We start from the raw sequence: 24,191 nt of genomic DNA on the forward strand, positions 1-24,191 counted from the left end.
GGAAGCTTCGTACACCGGCATCAGTTCGGCCCCCAGATCCGGCGAAAGCTCGCACTAGCCAGCCGGGCGCCGATCACGCACCGCTCGCAAGGAGACGACGGGCACTTCGGTCTGGCGGCAGAGGGGTTTTTCCGGGCGCTCCATCGTGACCATTTCGTCAACACCGGCTTGGTCGGCGGCGGCGAGATGAAGGGCGTCCATTGGCTGCAGATCGTGCCGCCCAGCGAGCGCAAGCGCACGCCTGACCGTTGCCGGGCCGACCTGGACAGGCTCCGCGGAGTCTAGGATGGCCTCCATGAACAGGACCTCGGCTTCGCCGCGTCGAAAGCGGGGCTTCGGGATGACCTCCAAACGCACGTAGTCGCTGACAACGAGTTTACGGGAGGGATCGTTGAGCACAGCGCCGGCCCATGCTCGGGCGTCGGCGTCACCATTCCACGCGGCAATTAGGACGTTGGCGTCCAGGTAGGTGCGCCGCTCACTCATCGGCGTCGCCGCGGCGGCGATGCGTTTCCGCCAGAACTTCGTCCCAGCTCATCGGCTCGGGCAGCTCGCCATTCTGTTCCGCCTGCCGGCGCAGCGCCGAGAGGCGCTGCCACAGTGCCGTCCGCGGCTCGGCGTCCTCCGGGACCGGACGGGGGGGTGAAGCAACGGCGTCCTCCTTCGCCGGGTTGATGATGACGGCGATGCGATGGCGGCCGGGGCGGACGCTCGGCGGCAGGCGCAGGACAACGCTGCGCTCATCGGTTACATCACACTCGAAGGTCAGGGTTTCCATGCGATGCTCCTGTTGGTTCGCCGATCCCTGGGCCGGATTCCTTTATTGGCGTTGTCGTCATCGTCGTCATAACCGAATAGGCGGACGGTCGACAACGACAACGACAACGACAACGACAACGACAACGACAACGACAACGACAGGATACGAGATGTCCGCCGCGACACGCTAATCTTCGCTCACCGCCGCCACCCACAGCACCTCCTCCACGGTCGTGCGCCCGGAGGCAGCCTTGCGGAGCCCATCCTGATACATCGGGGGGAAATAGGGGACGCACCACGAAACAATCACCCGCAGCCCCGACGCCATCAGCCACGTCTACCGCGACAGCTCCAGCTTGTCGTAGACCTCGGCGAGGGACAACTCCGCGTCGATGACGCGCAGCGGGATGGCTTGCGATGGGGCTTGGTAGTTGCTCAGGCTCCAGGTGCCGTCCTGCTGGCGGACGAACAGTTCCGCCTGCATACGGTATTGCGAGAACAGCAGATAGGCTTGCAGGCTCGGCAGGCTCGGCAGGCTGCGGTAGTGCAGGAACTTGTCGCCGCAGTCGTAGGCCTCGGTGGCGTCGGACAGCACCTCGACGATCAGGATCGGGTTGCTGGCGATGTCGCGCCGGTCGTCGTAGAACTGGCGCTCGCCGCAGATTACCATCGCGTCCGGGTAGATGCCGACATCCGCTGCGGCGATGTGGACTCTCATTCGCTCGGGTAGACCCTGCAGTCTTTGCCTTTCAGTTGGCTGCGGAGCTCCCCGACGACGTTGGCGACGATGAGGTTGTGCTCCTCGGTCCCGCCGACCATGGCGAAGACCTCGCCGGCGATGTACTCGCTGCGGTGCTCCAACGCTGTGCGCTCAACGGCGAGCCAGTCTTCGAACGAGAGGCGCGGTTGTGGTGCAACGGCCACGATTGCCTCCAGCGGATGCTTGTGGCGGATGGTGTTGGGTCGATTATAGCCGTGCCGGCTTAGGTGCCGGCACCGTTGACCCATCGCTCCCGGCGATGCACCCGCCTGCCGCGCCGCCCGCGTTCGACGCCTGGCTCGCCGGCCTACGCGATGGCCAGACCCGGCGTCGCCTGGTGCTGCGGCTGCGTAAGGCCCAGCTCGGCAATCTCGGGGACGTGCGCCCGGTCGGTGACGGGGTCTTCGAGATGCGGGAGCATTTCGGCCCCGGCTGGCGTCTCTATTATGTGCAGCGGGGCGCGGAGTTGATCATCATGCTGGGCGGTGGCGACAAGGCCAGGCAGGCCGCCGACATCGCCGAAGCCAAACGCCGCGCCGCAACCCTGGACCCGGAGGACTGACCTTGACCGAGAAGATGCCGATCAGCGCATTGCCCGAGCTCGACGCCGCCGCCTGGCTCGACCACGATGACGCCATCGCGGACTACCTGACGCTGGTGCTGGCCGAAGACGACCCGGCCCTGTTGGCTGCGGCCCTTGGCGACATCGCCCGCGCCCGCGCGCGACTCGCCGGCGGCGCCAACCCAGGGGCCGGGAGTCGCGCGTCCGACCCGCCCTTCGCAGCAACGGACTGCGGCGCCGGGCCGCCTTTCGAGGCCGTGTCCAAAGCATGCAAGGCCGTTGGGCTGCGGTTGGTCGCGCAACCAGTGCGGGACTCGGCCCTGCCGCGCCCCTGATCGCCGACCCGGGAACGGCGACCCGTCCGCCACAACCACGCCGTAGCGCTCGGCAGCCGCCACGTCGAACGCGAAGATGCGGCCGGCGCAGCGGTTTCGCGTCGCGTTCCAGAAGTCGAGCAGGCGCCGCCGGCGCTTGCCCTGCGGGAGGCGCTCGATGCCCGGCCATTGTCAGTGCCGTTAACGGGGGAAATAGGGGACGCGAGGGATACAACGGGATACAAGGGACGTACCACGAAACAATCGCCCGCAGCCCCGACGCCATCAGCCACGTCTACCGCGACAGTTCCAGCTTGTCGTAGACCTCGGGGAGGGACAACTCCGCGTCGATGACGCGCAGCGGGATGGCTTGCGATGGGCTTGGTAGTTGCTCAGGCTCCAGGTGCCGTCCTGCTGGCGGACGAAGAGTTCCGCCTGCATACGGTATTGCGAAAACAGCAGATAGGCTTGCAGGCTCGGCAGGCTGCGGTAGTGCAGGAAACTTGTCGCCGCGGTCGTAGGCCTCGGTGGAGTCGGACAGCACCTCGACGATCAGGATCGGGTTGCTGACGATGTCGCGCCGGTCGTCGTAGAACTGGCGCTCGCCGCAGATCAATATCGCGTCCGGGTCGGTGCCGACCAGCGCTCCAGCACCACGCGAACACGGCGACGAGCACGAGCAGCGCCCAGCAGTAGCCGCGCACCAGATCGCCGGCGCCGACGACGATGCGCGTCGCAAGCTCAGCCGGCGCGCGGCCTGCCGCGTGCCTGCCACCACAACAGCCCGAGGCCGATCAGGAGCCAAGGCGGCGGCAGCGGCGTGGTGTAGAGCTCGATGCCGTCCTCCGCGTAGTGGATGTACACCCCTTGTCCGCCGCCGAAGCTCTGGATGAGCGCACCGTCGGCGTAATTGCCGAACAGCCCGCTGCGGGTGCCGCCCACCGCGATGAGCCTGAGCCGCTCGGATGGCGCGAAGCTGAAGCTCGGATCGAAGTCGAGCAGCAGGTCGCCGGCGATGTCGACGCTGCCGAGGATGGTCAGCGGCGGCAGCCCGGCGTAGTCGCCGAAGCTCAGGATGGTCATCGCGAGCGAGCCCGCGGCGGTCTGCGTGAAGTCGCCGCTGATGAGCGACGAGTACACTGCCGGCACGCCGAGGTCGATGCTGCCGCGGTTGGTGAGGCCGATGCCGTCGCCGGCTGCGTTGCTGCCCGCGACCCACAGATCTCCGCGCAAGCCGCCGGTGTTCGTGATGTCGCCGCCGACGGCGTCCGTGGCCACGGCGATGGCCACCTCGGCGTCGATGTCGCCGGCGTTGGTGATCGCATCCGCGCTGCTGCCCCCGGCGAGATCGATGCCGACGCCGGCGATGATGCTCGCGCCCGTCTCGTTGCGGATCTCGCCGGCGACGGTGACGTCGCTGCCGATGGCGATGCCGCTGGCCTCGGCCTGGACCGCGCCCGCGTTGGTGATGCCGCCGTCGTAGCTGCCGTCGTTGACGCTCAGTGCATTGCCGGCCGCAGCGGCCAATGATCCCGCGTTGTAGATGCCGCCGGCGAAGGCGCTGACGGACAGCCGCACGGCATCTGCCTCGCTGCTCGCGATACTGCCAGCCGCGGTATTCGCGAACCCGCCAGTGACGGCGTCGGCCTGCACGGTAAACCCGTCCCCGCCGCTCGCGATGGTGCCGGCGTTGCTCAGCCCATCGGCAATGGTGCCGATCTGCAAGTCGATGCCGGCGTCATTCGCCGCGCTGATGGCGCCGGTATTGCTCACGCCACCGGTCAGCGCATCCGCATAGACGCGAATGGCCGCGTTGTCGGCCGAGGTGATGGACCCGGAATTGACGATGCCGCCGCCGAGGCTGCCGTCGCCAACGGCGCCCGCGCTGATGTAGGCATAGATGCCGGTCAAGCCGCTCGCGATACTGCCGCTGTTGCCGATGCCGCCGGCGAAGGACTCGCCAGAGAAATAGATGCCCTCGCTCCCGGCGAGGATGTTGCCGGCATTGCCGATGCCGCCGCTGAAGCTGCCCGACCACAGGTCGATGCGCATGGCCGTGTCGGCGCTCGCCAGCTCGGCGCCGACCTCGTTGTGGACACCGCTGCCGATGCTGGAGTCCTGGATCTCGATGGCGTAATTGCCGAGCGTGTCGGCGCCGATGCGACCGCGGTTGCGCAACGCACCCTCGACCGTGCTGCCGTTGTAGACGCCGACGCCGGCATTGACGTCCGTTCCGGCAATCGTGCCCGTGGCTTCGTTGACCACATCGCCGGTTACCGTCGCGGTTGCCGTTCCATCCGTGTCGAGCAAGATGTAATCGAGCGTGCCGGTGTTGCTCAACGGGCCGGAGGTCACGCCGATGACCTCGATGGCGCCGGCCCCGACCGCATTCGGCAGCCCGGCTAGCAGGGCCAACGCCAAACAGGCGCCGCGAGGTTGCGCGAGGACAGCGGCAACGGTGATGGCGCGCTGCGGCCCGCCGTAGTCTGATGCAAGCATGAATCGGGCTCCGATCCTGTCGTCACGGTTGGATGCGATGCGTCTGCCGGCGATCCGGCAGACGCGGAATTGCCAGCATGCGCGCGGCCCTCGGCTCTCGGCCGTCGGCGCCATCGGTCAATATCCATCATCACGATAGTTGCACGCGCCGGATTCGTCGCAGGGCCAGATGGTGGTGGAGGAATTGATCTGCGCCAGCGGATCGCCGACGTTGGCCTCGCTCTGGTCTTGGCAGCGATACTTCGGCGCCAGTTGGTTCTCGACGCGCACCAGCCGCTGCGGCGTCGCTTGATAGCCGAACGGATTGATGTCGCCGCGCTGCTCGCGGATGCGGCGCTTGCCGTTGCCGTCGAAGGAGACCGTGATCACCATCAGGTCCATTGCAAAGGTCACGCGCGGGGCATCGCTCGGCGGATTCGGCCGCTCGCCCTGATAGACCCTCGGCAGGTGCGCCTTGAGGCTGTTCATGGCGCATTGCACGGTGTCGTCGGCGGTCGGGAAGTGGGTCGCAACGGTGAGGCCGGGGTACGGAGACATTTGGCTCAGCAAATAGCCGAAGGCCCCCTGCGGCGTATGCGAGCTGTTTTGGATGCGTTTTGCGAGGCAAACGCCCAGCGTCGGCACATCGTCCAGGCTCTGGTAGCCGCCACTCTTCATGGCCCAGACCTCGGGCGGGACGCCCATCTCGTGGATCAGCACATCGACGCCCGCGCCGCTGTTGTGCGCCTGCTCCAGGGTCAGGCGTTCCGGCTTGGTGTCGCCGGTGAAGATCATGCCGAGCGTCTCACCGTTGGGGGCTGTCCATTCGAGCCGGTAGCCGACGGCGCCCTTGCGGGTATGAATCACCGGGAAGGCGTAAATCTTGGCCCCGGTCGCCCGGTTGTCGTAGACGAGGATCTCCTCGGGCGATTCGGTTGACCAATCCGCGCTCCAGTCGAACAGGATCTCCACCGGCATGATGGCGTAGGCATCATTCAGGGGGTCGTCGGCGTATTGGCCGGCCGGTGTCGTGGGCCAGTTGAGCCGGCTCGTGTCGCTCGGAATGAAGTTGCTCGGCTTGTCGCAGTCTGGCGCATTATCCGGATAACCGGCGTATGCCGTGTATTGGAAGCTGAAGGATTCGGAATGCCAGCGCTGCGAATCGCGCAGATGCGTGCAGAACGCGGCCGTGCCGTCGTCGTAGTATTCGGGCGCGCTGCCGCCGTCCACGTAGTTCGGATTGCGCACCCCCGAGGCACCGCCGCCCCACACCCACAACGGCGACTTGCGATCCGCGGACGGCCCGAAGCAATAGATGTGCGCGAGGTCGCCGGTGTGGTCGGCATGCAGATGGGTCAGGAAGATCTTGTTCATCCTGCCGTAACCGACATTCATGGAGGAGTACGAGCCGGTGCTGCCGGTCCCGCAGTCGAAGACGAATTGATCGCGCGGCAGCCCCATCGCATTGCCATAGTCGTCCACAAACTCCTGCCAGCCCACCTCCACGAAGATGCTGACCATGCGCTGGGCCAAGCCGCGCGGCGGCACCGCCGTGCCCATCAGCGTGATGCGCATCTCGCTCGCACCGAGCGGCTGCACCGTGGACGGGGTCTTGGCGAAGGGCTGGAACTTCGCGAGCCGGTTGAAGTACGAATAGCGGCTCGCCTTGGCGGTGCTGGTCCAGGAGCACGGCGGCGGCTCCGACTCGTCGCAGCATTCCTCGTCGCATTGCGGGGCGTCGCTGCAGCAGGACTCGCAGGTGTCGTCGGCCTGCGCCAAGACGGGGGCGAGGCCGCCGACGGCGCCGCTGACGGCCAGCCCGCCCAGCGTGAGCCCGGAGAGCTTGAGGGCGTCGCGGCGCGTGAGCCCGGCAGGCGCATCCGCCGCAGTCACATCGGGCATTGCGTTCGGATCGGCACCCGTTTGGTTGGTCGGGGCTCGAGCGTCGGAATCGGCCATGGGGTCGCCTCTCGCGGGTCGGCTGGCAGGACGCCCGGCGGTACGGGCGCGGCGCCGGTTGCCGCGCGGCGTTTGCCCCCACCGGGCTTAACTGCTGCGGATACTAGACGACGAAACCCGCCCGTCTATTGCACCAAAGGGCCAACAAAGGGGACAGATTATGCCGGAGGCGATTGCATTCCGGGCAGCGCGCGCTAGCCTTTGCCTGAGATTGGCCACAGGGCGGCGCTGCGCCGCGCAGGATGGGGTGCGATGTCCGCTGCAATCGCCTGCTCCGAGCCCCGTGGCGTCGTCGCGGTGGTGGACGATGACCCGGAGATTCGCCGCGCGCTCGGCGACTGGCTCGCGCTCGCCGGCTTCGAGGGCAGCGGGCATGCGTCGGCGGAGAGCCTGCTCGCGGCGCTGGATGCCGACGGCGGCAAGCTCCGGCTCGGCGACGACGGCCGCGCGGGCGACCCCGGCCGGCTCCTCGGCGCGGTGCTCGACGTAAGTCTGCCCGGCGTCTCCGGCGTCGCTCTCGCGCGGACGCTGCGCCGGCTCGCGCCCGAGCTGCCGCTCGCGCTCATCACCGCGCTGTCGGCGGAGGAGCTGCGGCGCTTCGGGTGCCCGCCCGCCGGTGTGCCTTGCCTGCGCAAGCCGTTCGAGCTGGAGGCGCTGGAAGCGGCACTCGGCGCGGGGCTGTTCCCAGCGGCAGCGGGCGGACCCGCGGCATGATCTTCGATGCGCGCACCGGCTTTCTGTTCGTCAGCGCGCTGCATCTCCTCATTGCCGTTGCCCTGTGGGCGGTGCTGGCGCGCCGCCGCACGCTGGCGCTCGACCTCTGGTGCGGGGGCGGTGCGGTGTTCGCCGTCGCGTTGCTGCTGTTGTCGCTGCGCCCGTTGCTGCCCGCGGTGCTCGGCTATACGCTCGCGACGCTGCTCGTCATCGTCGCGGCGCTGCTGAAGCTGCACGCCATTCGCCTGGAGCTCGGCGAGCCGGAGCCGGTGGCGCGGAGCATAGCCTTGGTGCTCGCCTTCCTGCTGCTCTACGAGTGGCTGCGGGTCGATGCCGACGAGCGGCTGCGCTTCTTCGTGATGATGCTGGTGGTCATGCTGCTCGGTGCCCGCATCGCCTGGTCGGCGTGGCGACTCGGACGCAGGCCGGGCTGCCGTAGCGCCTATTGGATCGCGGTGGCGCATGGCGCGATGGTACTGGTGCAGGCCATTCGCGCCGGCAACGTCGCCCTTGGCCGGTTTCCGCCGGAGCTGATGAGCCAAGGCTACGATGCGCTGATGTTCGCCATGATCCTGCTGATCGCCGTCATCATGGCGAACATGGCCTGGCTCGGCCTCGCGCTGGAGCGCCTGGTGCAGGCGCAGATCGCGGCGGCGGCGGCGCAGGCACGCAGTGAGGAAACCCGGGTGCTCGGTGAGCGCATCGCCCATCTCGAGCGTCAGCGCAGCCTGGGGCTTTTGTCCGCCTCGCTGGGGCACGAGCTGAAACAACCCCTCACGGCGGTGCTGACCAACGCGCAACTGGTGCGGCGCGGGCTCGCCGGCGCACGCCTGACACCGGACCAACTGCTCGGCTTCGTGGATCGGATCATCGACAACACCCGGCGCGCCAGCGGCATCGTCGAGCAGATTCGCGGCTACTTGCGCCCCGGCAGCGCCGCGGTCGGCCGCGTCGACCTCGGGCAGGTCGTGCGCGAGGTATCCGAGCTGGTGGCGGCCGAGGCGCGAGCCCACGGCGTGCGCCTGAGCCTGGAGCTGCCGGCGGACCCGGTTACCGTGCGCGGCGATGCGCTGCAGCTCTCGCAGGTCGTGCTCAACCTGCTGCGCAACGCCATCGAGGCGGCGGCCGGGCACGCGGCCTTCGTCAGCGTGCGCGCGGTGCAGGGCGACGGGCGCGCGCTGCTCACGGTCGAGGACGGCGGGCCGGGGCTCACGCCCGCGGCCTTGCAGAAGGCCGGGCAGCCGTTCTTCACGACCAAAGCCGGAGGCTTGGGACTCGGCCTGTCGATCTCGCGCGCCATTGCCGAGCAGCACGGCGGCACGCTCCGGCTCGCGAATGCCCCGGCGGGCGGTGCCCGCGCCGAGCTCGAACTGCCGAGCTGCGCCGAGCCGCCGGCGGCGGCGGGCTGACGCCATGGTCGCGCCCGCCCTGCGGCGGCCCATCACCGCGGACGAGCAGCGCCGGGCGGAGCGCTGCGCCCGCGGCCTCGTCATCGTCATCGACGACGACGCCGAGATCCTCGCCGCGCTGCATGCCCTGATCGAGCTGGAAGGCTACGCCTGCGAGACCTACGCCTCCGCACTGGCCTATCTGCGTGCGCTGCAGGACGGCCGCGGCCGCTTCCCGGGGCCGCGCTGCCTGCTCTGCGACGTGAAGCTGCCGGAGCTCGACGGCCTGGAGCTGCAGCGCCGGCTGGCCACGCTGGACGACACGCCGGTGCTGCTGATGAGCGGCGCAAGCGGCGCGCCGGAGGCGGTCAGCGCCTTTCGCGCCGGCGCGCTGGATTTTTTGATCAAGCCGCTCGATGACGAGACGCTGTTTGCGGCGGTCGGGAGAGCGCTTGCCGCGAGCGCCGCACGGCAGCGCGAGCAGGCCCGGCGCCGCGACCTTGCCGCCCGGCTCGCGACGCTCACCGAGCGCGAGCGGGAGGTCGCCCGCCGCGTCGCCCGCGGCGAGCGCAACCAGGACATCGCAGCGGCCCTCGGCATTGCGCTTCGCACCGTCAAGCGCCACCGCCAGCAGGCGATGCACAAGCTCGGGGCCGCAACGCTGGTGGACCTGGTTCACTTGCTCGACGCGGCGCAGGGACCAGGGACGCAGACCCTTTAGATCATTGGCGCGAGCTGCCGGGCGCGGCGCCCCGGCGACGCAGCCCCGCAGACGGGGAAATAGGGGACGCGGGGAAATAGGCGCGGGGAAATAGGGGACGCGGGGAAATAGGGGACGCACCACGAAACAATCACCCGCAGCCCCGACGCCATCAGCCACGTCTACCGCGACAGCTCCAGCTTGTCGTAGACCTCGGCGAGGGACAACTCGGCGTCGATGACGCGCAGCGGGATAGATTGCGATGGGGCCTGGTAGTTGCTCAGGCTCCAGGTGCCGTCCTGCTGGCGCACGAACAGCTCCGCCTGCATACGGGATTGCGAGAACAGCAGATAGGCTTGCAGGCTCGGCAGGCTGCGGTAGTGCAGGAACTTGTCGCCGCGGTCGTAGGCCTCGGTGGAGTCGGACAGCACCTCGACGATCAGGATCGGGTTGCCGACGACGTCGCGCCGGTCGTCGTAGAACTGGCGCTCGCCGCAGATCACCATCGCATCCGGGTAGGCGCCGACATCCTCTGCGGCGATGCGGACTCTCATGCCGCTCGGGTAGACCCTGCAGTCTTTGCCTTGCAGTTGGCTGCGAAGCTCCCCGACGACGTTGGCGACGATCAGGTTGTGCTCCTCGGTCCCGCTGGCCATGGCAAAGACCTCGCCGGCGACGTACTCGCTGCGGTGCTCCAACGCTGTGCGCTCAACGGCGAGCCAGTCTTCGAACGAGAGGCGCGGTTTAGGTGCAACGGCCACGATTGCCTCCAGCGGATGCTTGTGGCGCATGGTGTTGGGTCGGTTATAGCCGTGCCGGCTTAGGTCAGCGCGATGGCGCTCGCCACCGCGAGCGCGGGGGCGAGCAGATGCGCGACTTCGGGCCAGTGACCGAGGAGCTGCCAGCAGCCGACCCCCACCAGCGCGGACAGCAAGACGACGAGCACGTGCTCGACGCCATGCGGCAGATCCCGGGCTATCTCGACATCAAAGCACCGAGGACTTGCGCGCCGTCGACCGCCTCGCCCACGCCCACGCCCACGCCCAAGCGCGGCAGCGCCTGCTGCGGCGGCCGGTCGGTCAATTTGTCTCAGGCTCGCGTCGGCAAGGCCGTGCATTCGGCATCTCCAAGCGTCCTGCGGAAGACCCCTGACGACGGTATCCGCGGCCAAGCCGCGGTGCTCCCCGCCAAGTGGATTGCGACGACAGTTACGGCGCACCCTACGGCGGCATACCCTATGGCGCGCCGCAGCAGGGCTTCGGACCCCAGCCCATCCAGGCCGCGCCGCCTCAGCCCCAGCAGTAAGCGCATCGGCGGACCTGCCCCGGCCCCGCCAGGGGCCGTGCCGGATCTTATCTCCCCGCCGCCCGCCCGCCGCGACGCCGCAGCGCGCCCACCAGCGCGAGCCCCGGCAGCAGCAGCGCCGCGGTTGCGGGCGCGGGCACGCCGGCCGGAAAGCTCGTCGGCGGCACCCGCTGATTCATGGACACGAAGTAGGAGAAGCGCAGCGTCACGCTCGCAGCCGGGCCCAGCGTCCAGGGCACCCTCAGCCCCGTGGCCATCTCGACGCCGTCGACGACGGGGCCTGTGGCGTTGTTTAAGGCGGCGAAGATGGTCGGATCGGGCAGGTCGCCCAACAACCCAACGTCCCACGCCATGTCGTAGCCGTCTTGGTTGGCGGCCATGGCCAGGAATCGTGTCGTATTGCCGTCGGTGGCGTAGGCGACCCCGGTGGCGGCGTCCGCCGTGGCGGTCTCGTCGTAGGCATTGCCGGGGTCGGTTTCGTAGAAGTCGGGCAAGAGATAGGAGACGCTCTCCAGGGTCTGCGCGGTACCGGAGACGTTGGTGATCGTAAACTCCTGGCGAAACATGCTTTGCGTCCCAAAGCCGCCGTTGGCGTCGCGCAGCGGGCCGAGGATGTAGGTGAGCACGGCGACGGTGAAGTCCGGCGCGTCCCCGGCGTCGTTCAGGATCTCGGCCGTATAGGAGACCGAGCTTGTCGGATCATCCCCGGTCACGGTGCCGCCATATTCGAGCTCCTTGCCGTTGATGGTTTGGTACTAGGCGCCTTAGTAGTTGTTTTCGTCTGGATCGCCCGAAAAGATCTGGCCGGCGAGGTAGATCTGGCCAAAGGTCCCGTTGCTCTGGACATTGACGGCGAAGCTGTCGGTATCGCCGACGAAGGCCGCGGACACGGCCCCGGGCAGCAGCAGCGCGGCGGCGAGGCCGGGCCACAGCGGGGCGGCAAGATTACAGCGCGCTCGATCCGCGCGCGGCATTGGCTCTGGAACAGGCATGGTGCGTCACCTCTGTGGCGGCAGCTCGGGGGCAAAAATGTCTATCGTTCCGCGCGCAGGCGGAGGCCAGGGCGGCAAGGGCTCGGGGCCGCCGCCCGGTAACGGGCGTGGGGATGTTACCAGGCGATGCTGCCGCCAACTGGCGTGAGGGCGGGGTCCACCAGCCAGGGCTCGGAATAATCCGCGGCATCCGCGGGCGCGCTGAAGGCCCCGATCAGGTCGTCGAACAACAGCGTGCCGGCCGGCGCCTGCGGCAGCGCGATGGTCGCCGCCGCGGATCTCGGCGTCGCTGATGGTGCCAGCTTCGAGCGGGTCAAGGTCCGGCACCTCGTCAGCGACCCGGTGCTGGGACCTGCTCCACCTCAAACCCCACCACCGTGCGCCGCTCGCGGCTGAATTCGACGCCGATCAGGTGGATCGGCCGGTCCTCGCCGCGGTAGCGCGCGGCATAGTCCTTGTCCTTGAGTTGTTGCAGCGCGCGCCCGTCGGGGGTCAGCTCCACCACCTTGAATTCGAATAGAGACACCTGGCCGTTGAAGCGCAGCGCCAGGTCCAGCCTGCCCGCGTTGCTCGCTTCCTCCGGGGTCACATCCAGGCCCAGCGCCGCGAATACGGCGTAGAAGACGCCGGCTGAGTGGCCCTCGTAGCGGCTGATCTTGTTGTTGCGGTACCAATCCGGCGGCATGCCGTCGTAGAGCGCGGTGAAGAAGCGCTCCAGGCCGGCGAAGTCGTTCGCGAGCAGCAGCGAGTCTAACCCCTGCATCCCCGCCGGCGCCCGCTGGCCCCGGGGAGCGGGCTCACGCTAGTACCGCGCCATGCGGTACGTTTTTTCCGGCAATCGCTTAAGGCGCGCGCTGCGCGCGACTTTCATGGTAAGCACTCGTCGGGTTTATCATTCGGGCCATCGGGACACCGAGCAGCAGGACAGCATCGTGAGCCAAGGCCGCTGGATCGAGATCACCCCCTCCGAGCATCCGTGGGAGCGCGAAGCGCTGGCCTTCCTGCGTGAACGCCTGCCTGACCAGGAGCCCTATCGCGCCTGGACCAACTTCGAGTTCATCGCCGGGGACGGGTCCATCAACGAGGTGGACGCGCTCATCCTGACCCCCAAGGGCTTCTTCCTGATTGAGATCAAGAGCCGCCCCGGCCACGTCAACGGCGATGCCAGCACCTGGACCTGGAGCGCCGACGGGCGCCGCTTCACCGACGACAACCCGCTCCTGCTCGCCAACCGCAAGGCGAAGAAGCTCGCCGACCTGCTGCGCGGCACCCGCGCGCTCAAGCAGCAGCCTGCGCCGTTCCTGGAGGCGCGCGTGTTCCTGTCCGCGGACGACAACCGCGTGCGACTGCCGGAGCATGTGGCCCGCCTGGTGCACACGCGGGATCGCGCCGGCGCCGGCGAGCGCAACAGCGGCCGCGGCATCGTCGATGCGCTGACGCGCTGGCCGGACGACCAACCGCCGCGCCGGCGCGTCGACCGCCGTATCGCCAACGCCTTGACCCGCGCCATGGAGGAGGTGGGCGTGCGCCCGTCGCAGCGTGCGCGCCAAGTCGGGGACTATCGCCTGGAGCGGCTGCTGTTCGAGGGGCCGGCGTATCAGGATTGGTGCGCAACGCACGTCGCCCTGGACAAGGACAAGGCCCGGGTGCGCATCTACGTCGTGGAGCCGGGCGCCAGCGCCGAGGCGCGCGCCTCCATCGTCCGCGCCGCCAAGCGCGAGTACGCGATCCTGCACGGCATTGCGCACCCCGGCATCCTCCGTGCCCGGGCCTACACCGAGCACGAGCGCGGACCGGCGCTGATCTACGAGTATGTCGAGAACGCGCGGCGCCTCGATCACTACCTCGCCGAGCATGGCGAGCGCCTCAGCGTCGGGCAGCGCATCGAGCTCTTGCGCGAGATCGCCGAGGCGGTGCGCTACGCCCACGGCAAGCGTCTCTATCATCGCGCCCTGAGCCCGCAGAACATCCTGGTGCTCGATGCCGACTCGCCCGCGCCGCGCGTGCAACTGCTGAACTGGCAGACCGCGGCGCGCGAGCCCGCGGCAACCCGGGGCACCGGCTTCGGCATCTCGGCCACCAGCCACATCGCCAACTTCGTTGCCGAGGAGAGTGCCGTCTACATGGCACCGGAGGCGCTGGCCGAGCGTGGCGAGGCCGGCGAGCAGGCCGATGTCTTTTCGCTGGGCGCCATCGCCTATCACCTGTTCGCCGGTGTGCCGCCGGCGACGAGCTTCTACGAGCTCTGCGAAAAGCTGCGCGAGGGCAAAGGCCTGCGCATCGCCGCCGCGCTCGATGGCGCGTCCGAGCGCCTCGACAGCCTGATCCAGTTCAGCACCTATCCCGAGGTCACCGGGCGGCTCGATACCGTCGCGGATTTTCTGGACGAGCTCACCCGCTTCGAGGACGAGATCACCACGCCCGATCCGAAGGAAGGCCGCGTCCACGACCCCAGCCAGGCCAAACCCAAAGACATCCTGAGCGACGGGCTCGTGGTCAAGCGCCGCCTTGGCAAGGGCGCCTCATCCGTCGCGCTGCTGGTGGACAACGGCGGCAAGGAGCAGGTCCTGAAGGTCGCGCTGGAGCCCGACGACAACGCCCGCCTCGCGGCGGAGGCGCGGGCGCTGAGCCAATTGCGCCGGCACCCGTTCATCGTGCAGCTCCACGAGCAGCGCGACTACCAGGGCCGCAGCGGCCTGCTCATGGAGAAGGCCGGCGACCGCACCCTGCAGCAGCGCCTCGCCCAAGACGGCCCGCTGCAACTGGAGCTCCTGCAACGCCTCGGCGAGGACCTGCTGCAGATCGTCGACTGGCTGGAGCAGGAAGGCATCCCGCACCGCGACATCAAGCCCGCGAATCTGGGCGTCGCGCTGATGGGCAAGACCGAGCAGCTACACCTCGTGCTGTTCGACTTCTCCCTCGCCGAGACGCCGGCAGAGAACATCCGTGCCGGCACCGTGCCCTACCTGGACCCGTTTCTGGCGCTGCGGCGGCCGCCGCGCTGGGACTTCCACGCGGAGCGCTTCGCCGCCAGCGTCACGCTCTACCAGATGGCGACGGGCAGCGAGCCCATCTGGGGCGATGGTCAGAGCGACCCCGCCGTGCTGGATGCGGAAGCGACGCTCGACGCCGACGCCTTCGACGCCGCGCTGCGCGAGCCCATGGCGGCCTTTTTCCGCAAGGCCCTGCGGCGCGACTACGCCGCGCGCTTCGACAACGCGCCGGACATGCTCGCCGCCTGGCGTGCCGTCTTCAGCGGTGCCGAGCGTGCCGAGGTGGCCACGGAGCATGGCGAGGGTACCGCGCCGGTCACGCCGCTCGAGCGGGCCACGCTCGACACCCTGCTGACCGAGCTCGGCCTGACGCCCCGGGCGCTGAACGCGCTCGAGCGCGCCGGGCTGCACAGCGTGCGCGACCTGCTGCACTACCCCATGGCGCGCATCCGCCGCCTGCGCGGTGTCGGCACCAAGACGCGGCGCGAGCTCGCCGAGTGCATGGAGGCGCTGGCCGAGCGCTTTCCGGAGGCCGCGGCGGAGCCCAAGCAAGTACCCCCGGACGAGGCCGAGGCGCCCGCCCAGCCGGACGAGACGCCCCGCATCGACGCCCTCGCGGCGCTGCTGGTGCCCGCCGGCCGCGGCACCGACGCCGAGCAGAACGCCCGCGCCGTCGCCCACCTGCTGCGCCTGGCGGCCGCCGCCGCCGACGCCTGGCCGAGCCAAAGCACCGTCGCCCGCGAGCTGGCGGTGAATCCCGCCACGGTGAGCAATGCGCTGGCCGGCGCGCGGCGGCGCTGGCTCAAGACCGGCGCCATCACCGGCCTGCGCGATGAGATCGTCGCCCTGCTGGACGCCCGGGGCGGCGTCATGACCGCCGCCGAGCTCTGCGAGGCGCTCCTCGCGAGCCGCGGCTCCGAGCAGGCCGAGCCCCTGCGCAGCCGCCAGGCGCGCGCCGTGCTGCGTGCGGCCGTGGAAACCGAGCGCGACCGCGCCGGCCCGCGTTGGATTCTGCGCCGCGCGGATCAGCCCACAGGCCTGCTGCTGGCGCGCGACGCCCCTGCCGACGACGCCGGCGGCGCCATCGACGGCGAGCGCCTCGCCGACTACGCCGAGGCCCTGGGCCGGCGTGCCGACGCGCTCGCCGCGGAAGATCCGCTGCGCCCGCCCGGCCGCGCCCTGGAGGCCCTGCAAGCCGTCGTGCCCGTCCCCGGTGTCGCGCCGTTGCCGGCAAGCCGGCTGCTGCAGCTCGCCGCCGGCGCCTCGCGCACCGCCGCCGTGTCCACGCGCCTGGAGCTCTATCCCCGCGGCATGCCCGCGCCGCGCGCGCTCAAGCTCGCGCTGCGGGCCTTGTCCGGCGTGCGCCAGCTCACCCCCGCGCAAGTGCGCGAGCGCATCGCCGCGCGCTATCCGGAGGCCGAGCCGCTGCCGCCGCGGCCCGCGCTCGATGAGCTGTTGCGCGCCGCCGGCAGCGAGCTGCGCTGGCAGCCGGCACCGCCCGCCGCCGCCGGGCACCAAGCCGCGCCCGCCGCCGCCGCGCCGGAAGCCGGCGTCTACGTCGCGCCGCTGCGGGACTTCACCACGGTGCTGTCGTCGACGCGGTTCACCAGCCCCACCGCCGTTGCCCGCCACTTCGACGCCGTGCCGGCGGACCAGGTCACGCTGGACCAGTTGGACCGGCGCCTGCGCCACAGCATCGAGCACGGCCAGTTCCTCGCGCTCACGGTCTCGCCGGCGCGCTGCCTGGCGGCGGAGCGCACCCTCGCCGCGCGCTTTGCGCTGGACGTGCTGAGCCTGGACCGCCTCCTGATCCGCCACATGCAGGCCTTCGCCGCGGACAAGCAGGTGGACTGGCGCATGGTGCTCGCCGCCGACGCCGTGCCCGCCGCCGAGCGCGCGGAGAGCCGCGACTGGGCCAACCTCCAGCGCGTGGTGCGCGCCGCGCTGCCCGGTGTCAGCGCGGCGCTCGCGGCGGCCCCGCGGCACGTGCTGCTCACCAATCCCGGCCTGCTCGCGCGCTATGACCAGCTCGCGCTGCTCGGCGCGCTCTGTGAGCAGACCGGTCGCCCCGGCGGCCCGCCCGGCCTCTGGGTGCTCATCCCCACCGACGGGCAGAGCACGAAACCCATGCTGGACGGCCGCCCCGTACCCGTGTTCACCACGGCGCAATGGGCGCGGCTGCCGGACCTGTGGCTGGCGGCTGCCGCGTAGAGCGTGTCGGCCTGTTCAACACCCGCATGCGGCGCCGGGATGCACCGCCGCACCAGCGGCTTCCAGCCGCGGATGATTCAGGAGCGCTGACCCGATGGACGAGATCGCCACACCCCACGACACCTACTTCCGCGAGAGCTTCGGCCGCCGGGAGATCGCGCAGGACTTTCTGCGCGTGCAGCTCCCGCCGGCGCTGCTCGCCGAGATCGACCTCGCCGGTCTGGAGATCGCCAAAGACACCTACGTCGCCGCCGATCTGCGCACGTCCTACTCCGACCTCGTGTATCGCGTCCCCCACATCGGCGGCGGCCCGTTGAGCATCTATCTGCTGTTCGAGCACAAGCGCGCCCCCGAGCACTGGACCATGCTGCAACTGCTGCGCTACATCGCCGCCGAGGGCGAGCAGTTCCGCAAGCAGCAGCCCGCGGCGCGTGCCTTGCCGCCGGTTTATCCCATCGTCATCTACCACGGCGACCGGCCGTGGCGGGCGCCGACCGGCTTCCACGCCCTGGTGGAGCCCCTGCCGGCGTCCATCGCGCCCTGCGTGCCGAGCTTCCGCTGTCACCTGGTCGATCTGTCCGCGCGCACCAACGCCGAGATCAAGGGCGCGGTGCTGACCCGGCTGGTGCAGCTCGCGCTGCGCTGGATCATCAGCGCCGAGCCCGTCGCGCGGCTGCGCGAGCTGATCGCGCTGATCGAGCAGATCGAGGATCGCGAAACGGCCGTGGAAGTGCTTGAATCGCTGCTGCGCTACTACGTCCAAGGCACCGCTCGCGTGGCCGAGGCCGAGGTACGCCAACTCTTGCAGCAGACCGCCACCGGAGAACCGATCATGCAGACCTTCATCGACCGATACATCGAGCAAGGACTGGAGCAAGGACGCGAGCAGGGCCTTCAGCAGGGCGAGGCCACCGTGCTGCTGCGACAGATCGAGCGCAAGTTCGGCCCGCCGGACCCTGCGGTGCGCGAGCGGGTGCTGGCCGCGGACCCCGCGACCCTGCTCGCCTGGGCCGATCGCATCCTGAGCGCGGAGTCCCTGGACGCGGTGCTGCACTGAGCCCCGGATCATGCAGACCTTCATCGACAGATACATCGAGCAAGGACGCGAGCAGGGACTGGAGCAGGGACTGGAGCAGGGACTTGAGCAGGGACTTGAGCAGGGACTTGAGCAGGGACTTGAGCAGGGACTTGAGCAAGGACGCGAGCAGGGCCTTCAGCAGGGCGCGGCCACCATGCTGCTGCGACAGATCGAGCGCAAGTTCGGCCCGCCGGACCCCGCAGTGCGCGAGCGCGTGCTGGCCGCGGACGCCGCGACCCTGCTCGCCTGGGCCGATCGCATCCTGAGCGCCGACTCGCTGGACGCCGTGCTGCAATAGCCGCTCGGCACACCGCGGCCCGCGCCGCCGCGCCCCGGCCCGCAAGGCAACCCGCCGCGGTCAAGGGGCCGCAATCAAGGACAGAAAAACACCATGATCGACGCACCCTCCCTGCTCGCGGACCTGCAACGCCTGTTGCGCGGCCTGGAAGACGACCTGCGCGAGCGCGCCGCCGCGCCGGACCAGCGCGACACCGACGCGACGCTGCGCCAACAGTACGCCCAAGCCCGCGCCGCCGGCCGCGTCGCGAGCCCCTTCGAGACCTGGCGCGAGGAGGTCATCACCCAGGCCGCCGTCGCCTGGCTGCTCGGCTGCGTCTTCGTGCGCTTTCTGGAAGACAACGCGCTCATCCCGAGCCCGCTCCTGTCGGGCCCCGGCGAGCGCGGGAGCCGCGCGCAAGACGAGCGCGAGCTCTACTTCCGCGACCCGCACCGGCGCACCCTATCGGACCGCGACTACCTGCTCCATGTGTTCGACACCGTGCGCGCCCATCCTGCCGCCGCCGGGCTCTTCGACCCCGCCCACAACCCGCTCTGGACCTTGCAGCCGAGCGCCGACGGCGCCGCCGCGCTGCTCGGCTTCTGGCAGCGGCAGAACCCGGACACCGGCGCGCTGGTGCACGACTTCACGGACCCGCACTGGCACACCCGCTTTCTGGGCGACCTGTACCAGGACCTCTCCGAGGCCGCGCGCAAGCGCTTTGCGCTGTTGCAGACGCCGGAGTTCGTCGAGCAGTTCATTCTGGAGCGCACCCTCACCCCGGCCATCGCCACCTTCGGCCTGGCGCAGGTGCGCCTCATCGACCCCACCTGCGGCTCCGGGCACTTTCTGCTCGGCGCCTTCGAGCGCCTCTACGCCGCCTGGGTAGACCGCGAGCCCGGCACCATCCCGCGCCAGCTCGCCGAGCGGGCGCTGGCGCAGGTGTACGGCGTGGACATCAACCCCTTCGCGGTGGCCATCGCGCGCTTTCGGCTGCTCATCGCCGCGCTCAAGGCAAGCGGCATCAGAAGCATCCGCCGCGAGGACGCGCCCGCCTTCGCGGTGCACGTCGCCGTCGGCGACAGCCTGCTGCACGGCCGGCGCTTCGGCGAGCTGGACCTAGGCAGCGGCGCCGAGCAGCTCGCCGGGCGCGCCGGCATCGGCCACGCCTTCGCCAGCGAAGACCTGGACGCGCTGAACGCAATCCTCGGCCAGCGCTACCACGCCGTGGTCGGCAACCCGCCCTACATCACCGTCAAGGACCGCGCGCTGAATGAGCTCTACCGCGCCCGCTACGCCACCTGCCACCGCCAGTATTCGCTGGGCGTGCCCTTCACGGAGCGCTTCTTTCAGCTCGCGCTACCTGGCTCCGGCTCGGGCTCAGGCGCGGACGCCGGCTCCGCGTCGGTCGATGGCCCGGACGCGGCGGGCGCCGGCTTTGTGGGGCTCATCACCGCCAACAGCTTCATGAAGCGCGAATTCGGCAAGAAGCTCATCGAGGACTTCTTCCCCGGCGTGGACCTCACCCACGTCATCGACACCGCCGGCGCCTACATCCCCGGCCACGGCACGCCGACGGTGATCCTGCTCGGGCGCGAGCGCCGGCCGCTGGCCGGCAGCGTGCGCACCGTCATGGGCATCAAGGGCGAGCCCGCGACGCCCGCCGACCCCGCCCGGGGCCTGGTCTGGAACGCCATCGTCGAGCAGGTGGACCGCCCCGGCAGCGAGAGCGAATGGGTCAGCGTCGTCGATGCCGAGCGCGCCGGGTTCGGGCGGCATCCTTGGAGTATTGGTGGGGGTGGGGCGGCGGAGCTGAAGGAAGAAATCGTCGATTCAGCCGGCAACAGTTTGAACCAGTTCATTACCGAGATCGGTTTCGGGGCGGTCACGCGGGAAGACGATGCGTATTTGGTAACGGCCGAGGTTGCTATTCGTCATCGTGTGCCCCGTTCGCACCTGCGGCCTCTGGTCGAAGGAGACGTCATACGCGACTTCCGCATCGCTGACCCAGTGCAAGCGATCTGGCCCTACGACTCCGACCACCTACTTGCTGACGCACATCCCGCGATTACCCGGTTCTTGTGGCCATACCGGGCACAGCTTTCAAAGCGCGTGGCCTACGGCTCCACACAGTTGCAGCGGGGGCTCAATTGGTTTGAGTACTCGATGTTCTTCGCGCAGCGTTACCGCACGCCCCTCTCCATCCCCTTCGCCGAAGTCGCCACCCACAACCACTTCGTGCTGGACCGCGGCGGCAAGGTCTTCAAGCAGACGGCGCCGGTCATCAAGCTGCCGGCGGGCGCCAGCGAGGACGAGCATTTGGCGCTGATCGGGCTGCTGAACAGCTCCGCCGGCTGTTTCTGGCTGAAACAGGTCTGCTTTCCCAAGGGCGGCAGCGGCATCGGCCGCGGCATTCAGCCCGAGAAGTGGATGGACCGATTCGCCTTCGACGGCACCAAGCTCAAGCAATTCCCCATCCCCGACCAACGCCCGCTGCACCTCGCCCGGGCGCTGGACGACCTGGCGCAAGCGCTGGCCGCCTGCGAGCCCGCGGCGCTGCTCGCGGACGCGCCGGAGGCCGACACCGACGCCGCCGCCGCGGTGCAGGTGCGCCGCGCCCTCGACGCCGCCCGGGAGCGCGCCGAGCGCCTGCACCGGCGCATGATCGCGCTGCAAGAGGAGCTGGACTGGCACTGCTACCGCCTCTACGGCATCACCGACGCCGCGCTGACCCAGGGCGCGCTGGACGCGGACCCGGCGGACCTGCCCGAGGTCGCCCTCGGCGAGCGGGCGTTCGAGATCGTCATGGCCCGGCAGATGGCGGCAGGCGAGCTCGCGACGAGCTGGTTCGAGCGCCACGGCGCCACGCCGGTCACGGAGATCCCCGCCCGCTGGCCCGCGCCCTATCGCCGGCTGGTGGAGCAGCGCATCGAGCGCATCGCCGCGGACCGCAACTTGGGCCTGCTGGAGCGCCCGGAATACAAGCGCCGCTGGAATCGCGAGCCCCGGGACGCCCGCGAGCAGCGCGCGCTGCGCGAGCGCCTGCTGGCGCGCCTCGAAGACCCCGCCTACTGGCCGGAGCCGGCGCTGCAAAGCACCCGCGCGCTGGCCGCCCGCGCCGGGCGCGACGCGCGCTTCCTGTTGCTCGGGGAGCTCTACCGCGGGCATCCGGACTTCGACATCGCCGCCCTCGTCGCCGAGCTGGTCAGCGCCGAGGCCGTGCCGCACCTGCCCGTGCTGCGCTACAAGCCGACCGGGCTTCGCAAGCGCGCGCTGTGGGAGCGCACCTGGGACTTGCAGCGCCAGGAGGACGCGCTCGATGCCGCCGTCGCCGCCGAGCTGCCCAAGGCCGACGGCGAGACCGACGCCGCCCACGGCGCCCGCCTCCAGGCCGAGCAGCAGCGTCGCAAGGCCGCGCAGATCGGCGACATCCCGCCGCCGCCCAAGTACAAATCCGCGGACTTTCAGAAATCCGACTACTGGCGCCTGCGCGGCGCGCTGGACGTGCCCAAGGAGCGCTTCATCGCCTATCCGCATCTGAGCCCCAGCGCGGACCCGTCCCTGCTGGTCGGCTGGGCCGGCTGGGATCACCTGGAACAGGCCTTCGCGCTCGCCGCCCACTACCAGCAGCTCAAGGACCAGGAGGGCTTCACGCCGGAGCAGCTCAAGCCCGCGCTGGCGGGCTTTCTGGAGCTGATCCCGTGGCTCAAGCAATGGCACAACGCCATCGACCCCGCCTACAACCTCGGCATGGGCGATTACTTCGCGAGCTTCGTGGACGAGGAAGCCCGCGAGCTCCGCCTCACCCCCGACCAGATCCGCGCCTGGACGCCGCCGGCGACGAGCGCCCGGCGGCGGCGCGGCGCACAGTGACGGTCACCTGGAGCGATGGCGCCGCAGCCGCCGATGACGGACTATTTCCGCGACGAGGTCCGCGGCAGACGATTACGAGAACGACAACGACAACGACAACGACCTGCGCAACGCCTGCTCAGATCGGAGATTCAAGCCATGAGACTCGCCTACGACCCGGCTACGGACTCCCTGTACATACACCTGTCGGAGCGCCCGGCCGCGGACTCCGACGAGGTCGCCGACGGCGTGGTGCTCGACTACGACGCCGCGGGCACCTTGGTCGGCATCGACGTGCAGCGCGCGAGCGAGCGTGCGGACCTCGCGCGGCTGTCCGTGTCGCACCTGCCCCTGCGGGAGCTGAGCGCGGCGTGAAAGATTGCTCAACGACGGTTTCGGCAACGACAACGACAACGACGACAACCGCGCGGGCCGGCCCTTGGCCGGGCAACGCCCAAGCACTACCCTGTCCGGGTCTCCCGGTCGCCCCAACGAGGCTACGATGAACGCGGACTTGATCGACAAGCTCGATTCACTGAACCACGCCGAGCGCGCCGCGGTGGTGCATCTGATCGATACCCTCGCCGACGAGCGGCGTTCGCGGGATCGGCGAACCCTGGATGCCGCTCTGGCTGCCGCCCGCGGCTCCTGGCCGACGCGGATGACCGTCGAGGAAATCGACGCCGCGGTCCGTGACCTGCGCGACGAGTGGGAAATGCGCCTCTGATGGCCTGCTTGCTGGACACCAACGTGCTCATCTACTGGATGAGCGACGCGCTCGCGTCGCCGGTGGCTGCTCGAATTGAAGCGGCTATTCGCGCCGACGCTTCCTATTCGGTCGTCACGCGGATGGAGATCCTCGGCTGGCGCGGACACACAAACGACAGTCGGACCCGAGCCGCTGACCTCTTGGAACAACTCCAAGAAGTGGCGTTGACGAGGGCGGTGGTTGATCAGGTGATCGATATCCGATCCAGCATCGGCATCAAGCTCCCGGATGCCATCGTTGCCGCCAGCGCGTTGACCAGTGGCCTCCCGCTCATGACCCGCAACCTGGACGACTTCAAGCGCATTGCAGGGTTGCAGATCGTCTCACCGTTCCAAACGGCGTAGCGCCACTCTGGGTCGCACAGGGATTTGCTTGCGACAAACCGCAACATTACGGATACGCCGTCGGAGGATGCGCTATGGGAGGCGCTGCGGCATCTGCCGCGCTGGTCAACCTCGTCGACTCGATCGGGGCAGGCGTCCCGATCCGGGCGCTGACCGAACGGCGGTGGTATGGCACACTCGGTCCGGCCATCCGCGGCCATCCGCGGCCTGCCCGCCGACCCCGGGGGCGAGGGGGCGTGCTGCACGCCAAGGCAAGGAGATATCGGACATGCTCACATGACGGCCTGCATCGAGCACCTCATCGACCTGCCGGAGCACATCCAACCGGCCTCTCAAGGATCACGAGCGGGATGACAGAACCAACAGAGGACTTTCCGGCCGCGGCGCGTCGCTGCTTCCACGACGGCACGCTGCTGCTGGACCACGGGCGTCTGGCCAACGCCAGCCATCTCTTCGGGCTTGGTGCCGAGTGTGCGCTGAAGGTGCTGCTCAGGGACCACCCCGGGGCTGAGCTAGAGCGGTGGCATCTGCCGAAGCTGCGCGACCATGCGCTGAAGAGCCTGAAGCGGCGCCAGGACGCGGCCGTTCAGCATTTGCTGAACAGCAACACCTACATGGACGGCTGGTGCATCGACAATCGCTACTGGCCGGACGCGGCGTTCTCACGGGAGCGTTGTACCCGGCACCGAAAACATTGCTTGCGCACACTCGCCGCGGCCGGCCTCGGGATCTGATC

26 protein-coding genes are annotated in these 24,191 nt (G+C 69.5%); 13 read left to right on the top strand and 13 right to left on the bottom strand.

Annotated elements, in window-relative coordinates:
* Window positions 1-54 precede the first annotated feature (54 nt).
* The 4 genes from ML01_RS02695 to ML01_RS31240 all read right to left on the bottom strand — a co-directional run bounded on the left by ML01_RS02695 (window position 55) and on the right by ML01_RS31240 (window position 1,683).
* On the bottom strand, window positions 55-486 hold the full coding sequence (locus ML01_RS02695) for a type II toxin-antitoxin system VapC family toxin (RefSeq protein ID WP_058553859.1): 432 nt from the start codon (window positions 484-486) through the stop codon (window positions 55-57).
* Window positions 479-778, bottom strand: a complete 300-nt coding sequence (locus ML01_RS02700) for a hypothetical protein (protein ID WP_058553860.1) — start codon at window positions 776-778, stop codon at window positions 479-481. The genes ML01_RS02695 and ML01_RS02700 overlap by 8 nt, the downstream gene beginning before the upstream one ends.
* Before the next feature lie 318 nt (window positions 779-1,096).
* Window positions 1,097-1,477: a Uma2 family endonuclease gene (locus ML01_RS31235; RefSeq protein WP_371258176.1), complete on the bottom strand. Its 381-nt coding sequence runs from the start codon at window positions 1,475-1,477 to the stop codon at window positions 1,097-1,099.
* A complete protein-coding gene (locus tag ML01_RS31240) occupies window positions 1,474-1,683 on the bottom strand; it encodes a Uma2 family endonuclease (RefSeq protein ID WP_371258177.1) in 210 nt (69 codons plus the stop codon). The genes ML01_RS31235 and ML01_RS31240 overlap by 4 nt, the downstream gene beginning before the upstream one ends.
* A 95-nt stretch (window positions 1,684-1,778) precedes the next feature.
* Here ML01_RS31240 and ML01_RS02710 point away from each other — a divergent pair, with 95 nt between their 5' ends.
* Together ML01_RS02710 and ML01_RS02715 are read left to right on the top strand one after the other, a co-directional pair.
* On the top strand, window positions 1,779-2,081 hold the full coding sequence (locus ML01_RS02710; RefSeq protein ID WP_058553861.1) for a type II toxin-antitoxin system RelE/ParE family toxin: 303 nt from the start codon (window positions 1,779-1,781) through the stop codon (window positions 2,079-2,081).
* Window positions 2,082-2,083: 2 nt separating this feature from the next.
* A complete protein-coding gene (locus ML01_RS02715; protein WP_058553862.1) occupies window positions 2,084-2,416 on the top strand; it encodes a DNA-binding protein in 333 nt (110 codons plus the stop codon).
* A 274-nt stretch (window positions 2,417-2,690) separates the two neighbouring features.
* Here the strand turns inward: ML01_RS02715 and ML01_RS26800 are convergent, their stop codons facing one another.
* From ML01_RS26800 to ML01_RS02730, 3 genes are all read right to left on the bottom strand, one after another.
* Window positions 2,691-3,173, bottom strand: coding sequence for a Uma2 family endonuclease (locus tag ML01_RS26800; protein WP_371258178.1), 483 nt, complete (start codon window positions 3,171-3,173; stop codon window positions 2,691-2,693).
* On the bottom strand, window positions 3,137-4,894 hold the full coding sequence (locus ML01_RS02725) for a hypothetical protein (RefSeq protein ID WP_058553864.1): 1,758 nt from the start codon (window positions 4,892-4,894) through the stop codon (window positions 3,137-3,139). Before ML01_RS02725 ends, ML01_RS26800 begins: the two co-directional genes overlap by 37 nt.
* Before the next feature lie 117 nt (window positions 4,895-5,011).
* Complete coding sequence (locus ML01_RS02730; protein WP_058553865.1) at window positions 5,012-6,775, bottom strand: hypothetical protein; 1,764 nt, start codon at window positions 6,773-6,775, stop codon at window positions 5,012-5,014.
* 309 nt (window positions 6,776-7,084) lie between these two features.
* On the opposite strand from ML01_RS02730, the gene ML01_RS02735 reads away from it, so the two are divergent.
* Genes ML01_RS02735 through ML01_RS02745 form a run of 3 tightly spaced genes read left to right on the top strand, consistent with a single transcriptional unit; the run spans window position 7,085 to window position 9,655 of the window.
* Entirely contained in the window at window positions 7,085-7,546 is a 462-nt protein-coding gene (locus tag ML01_RS02735; RefSeq protein ID WP_058553866.1) for a response regulator, read from the top strand.
* Window positions 7,543-8,955, top strand: coding sequence for a sensor histidine kinase (locus tag ML01_RS02740; protein ID WP_058553867.1), 1,413 nt, complete (start codon window positions 7,543-7,545; stop codon window positions 8,953-8,955). The genes ML01_RS02735 and ML01_RS02740 overlap by 4 nt, the downstream gene beginning before the upstream one ends.
* A 4-nt stretch (window positions 8,956-8,959) precedes the next feature.
* Entirely contained in the window at window positions 8,960-9,655 is a 696-nt protein-coding gene (locus tag ML01_RS02745) for a response regulator transcription factor (RefSeq protein ID WP_162267950.1), read from the top strand.
* A gap of 161 nt (window positions 9,656-9,816) precedes the next feature.
* Here the strand turns inward: ML01_RS02745 and ML01_RS02750 are convergent, their stop codons facing one another.
* From ML01_RS02750 to ML01_RS02770, 6 genes are all read right to left on the bottom strand, one after another.
* Window positions 9,817-10,425, bottom strand: a complete 609-nt coding sequence (locus ML01_RS02750) for a Uma2 family endonuclease (RefSeq protein ID WP_254045117.1) — start codon at window positions 10,423-10,425, stop codon at window positions 9,817-9,819.
* Window positions 10,426-10,454: 29 nt separating this feature from the next.
* Window positions 10,455-10,580 (bottom strand): hypothetical protein, encoded by a 126-nt coding sequence (locus ML01_RS30970; RefSeq protein ID WP_256363610.1) that lies wholly within the window; start codon window positions 10,578-10,580, stop codon window positions 10,455-10,457.
* Window positions 10,581-10,986: 406 nt separating this feature from the next.
* The gene (locus ML01_RS02755) at window positions 10,987-11,652 is read right to left on the bottom strand and encodes a hypothetical protein (protein WP_058553869.1); all 666 of its coding nucleotides are present in this window, start codon (window positions 11,650-11,652) and stop codon (window positions 10,987-10,989) included.
* 51 nt (window positions 11,653-11,703) lie between these two features.
* Window positions 11,704-11,931 carry a hypothetical protein gene (locus ML01_RS02760; protein WP_156427523.1) on the bottom strand — a complete coding sequence of 76 codons (228 nt, stop codon included), beginning with the start codon at window positions 11,929-11,931 and terminating at the stop codon, window positions 11,704-11,706.
* A gap of 116 nt (window positions 11,932-12,047) precedes the next feature.
* The gene (locus tag ML01_RS02765; protein ID WP_058553871.1) at window positions 12,048-12,248 is read right to left on the bottom strand and encodes a hypothetical protein; all 201 of its coding nucleotides are present in this window, start codon (window positions 12,246-12,248) and stop codon (window positions 12,048-12,050) included.
* A 14-nt stretch (window positions 12,249-12,262) separates the two neighbouring features.
* On the bottom strand, window positions 12,263-12,694 hold the full coding sequence (locus tag ML01_RS02770) for a PD-(D/E)XK nuclease domain-containing protein (protein ID WP_058553872.1): 432 nt from the start codon (window positions 12,692-12,694) through the stop codon (window positions 12,263-12,265).
* 106 nt (window positions 12,695-12,800) lie between these two features.
* On the opposite strand from ML01_RS02770, the gene pglW reads away from it, so the two are divergent.
* The 8 genes from pglW to ML01_RS02810 all read left to right on the top strand — a co-directional run bounded on the left by pglW (window position 12,801) and on the right by ML01_RS02810 (window position 24,189).
* On the top strand, window positions 12,801-17,135 hold the full coding sequence (gene pglW / locus ML01_RS02775) for a BREX system serine/threonine kinase PglW (RefSeq protein ID WP_058553873.1): 4,335 nt from the start codon (window positions 12,801-12,803) through the stop codon (window positions 17,133-17,135).
* A gap of 94 nt (window positions 17,136-17,229) precedes the next feature.
* Window positions 17,230-18,192: an Rpn family recombination-promoting nuclease/putative transposase gene (locus ML01_RS02780; RefSeq protein ID WP_058553874.1), complete on the top strand. Its 963-nt coding sequence runs from the start codon at window positions 17,230-17,232 to the stop codon at window positions 18,190-18,192.
* A 10-nt stretch (window positions 18,193-18,202) separates the two neighbouring features.
* Complete coding sequence (locus ML01_RS02785) at window positions 18,203-18,511, top strand: hypothetical protein (RefSeq protein ID WP_058553875.1); 309 nt, start codon at window positions 18,203-18,205, stop codon at window positions 18,509-18,511.
* Window positions 18,512-18,604: 93 nt separating this feature from the next.
* Window positions 18,605-22,363 (top strand): BREX-2 system adenine-specific DNA-methyltransferase PglX, encoded by a 3,759-nt coding sequence (pglX, locus tag ML01_RS02790; protein ID WP_058553876.1) that lies wholly within the window; start codon window positions 18,605-18,607, stop codon window positions 22,361-22,363.
* Window positions 22,364-22,501: 138 nt separating this feature from the next.
* The gene (locus ML01_RS02795; protein ID WP_058553877.1) at window positions 22,502-22,717 is read left to right on the top strand and encodes a DUF2283 domain-containing protein; all 216 of its coding nucleotides are present in this window, start codon (window positions 22,502-22,504) and stop codon (window positions 22,715-22,717) included.
* Between the two features lie 139 nt (window positions 22,718-22,856).
* Window positions 22,857-23,069 (top strand): hypothetical protein, encoded by a 213-nt coding sequence (locus ML01_RS28315; protein ID WP_156427524.1) that lies wholly within the window; start codon window positions 22,857-22,859, stop codon window positions 23,067-23,069.
* On the top strand, window positions 23,069-23,455 hold the full coding sequence (locus ML01_RS02805) for a type II toxin-antitoxin system VapC family toxin (protein WP_058553879.1): 387 nt from the start codon (window positions 23,069-23,071) through the stop codon (window positions 23,453-23,455). The genes ML01_RS28315 and ML01_RS02805 overlap by 1 nt, the downstream gene beginning before the upstream one ends.
* Before the next feature lie 350 nt (window positions 23,456-23,805).
* Window positions 23,806-24,189 (top strand): hypothetical protein, encoded by a 384-nt coding sequence (locus tag ML01_RS02810; protein WP_058553880.1) that lies wholly within the window; start codon window positions 23,806-23,808, stop codon window positions 24,187-24,189.
* The last annotated feature ends 2 nt before the right edge of the window (window positions 24,190-24,191 follow it).

The organism is Thiohalocapsa sp. ML1, assembly GCF_001469165.1.
GTDB lineage: Bacteria > Pseudomonadota > Gammaproteobacteria > Chromatiales > Chromatiaceae > Thiohalocapsa.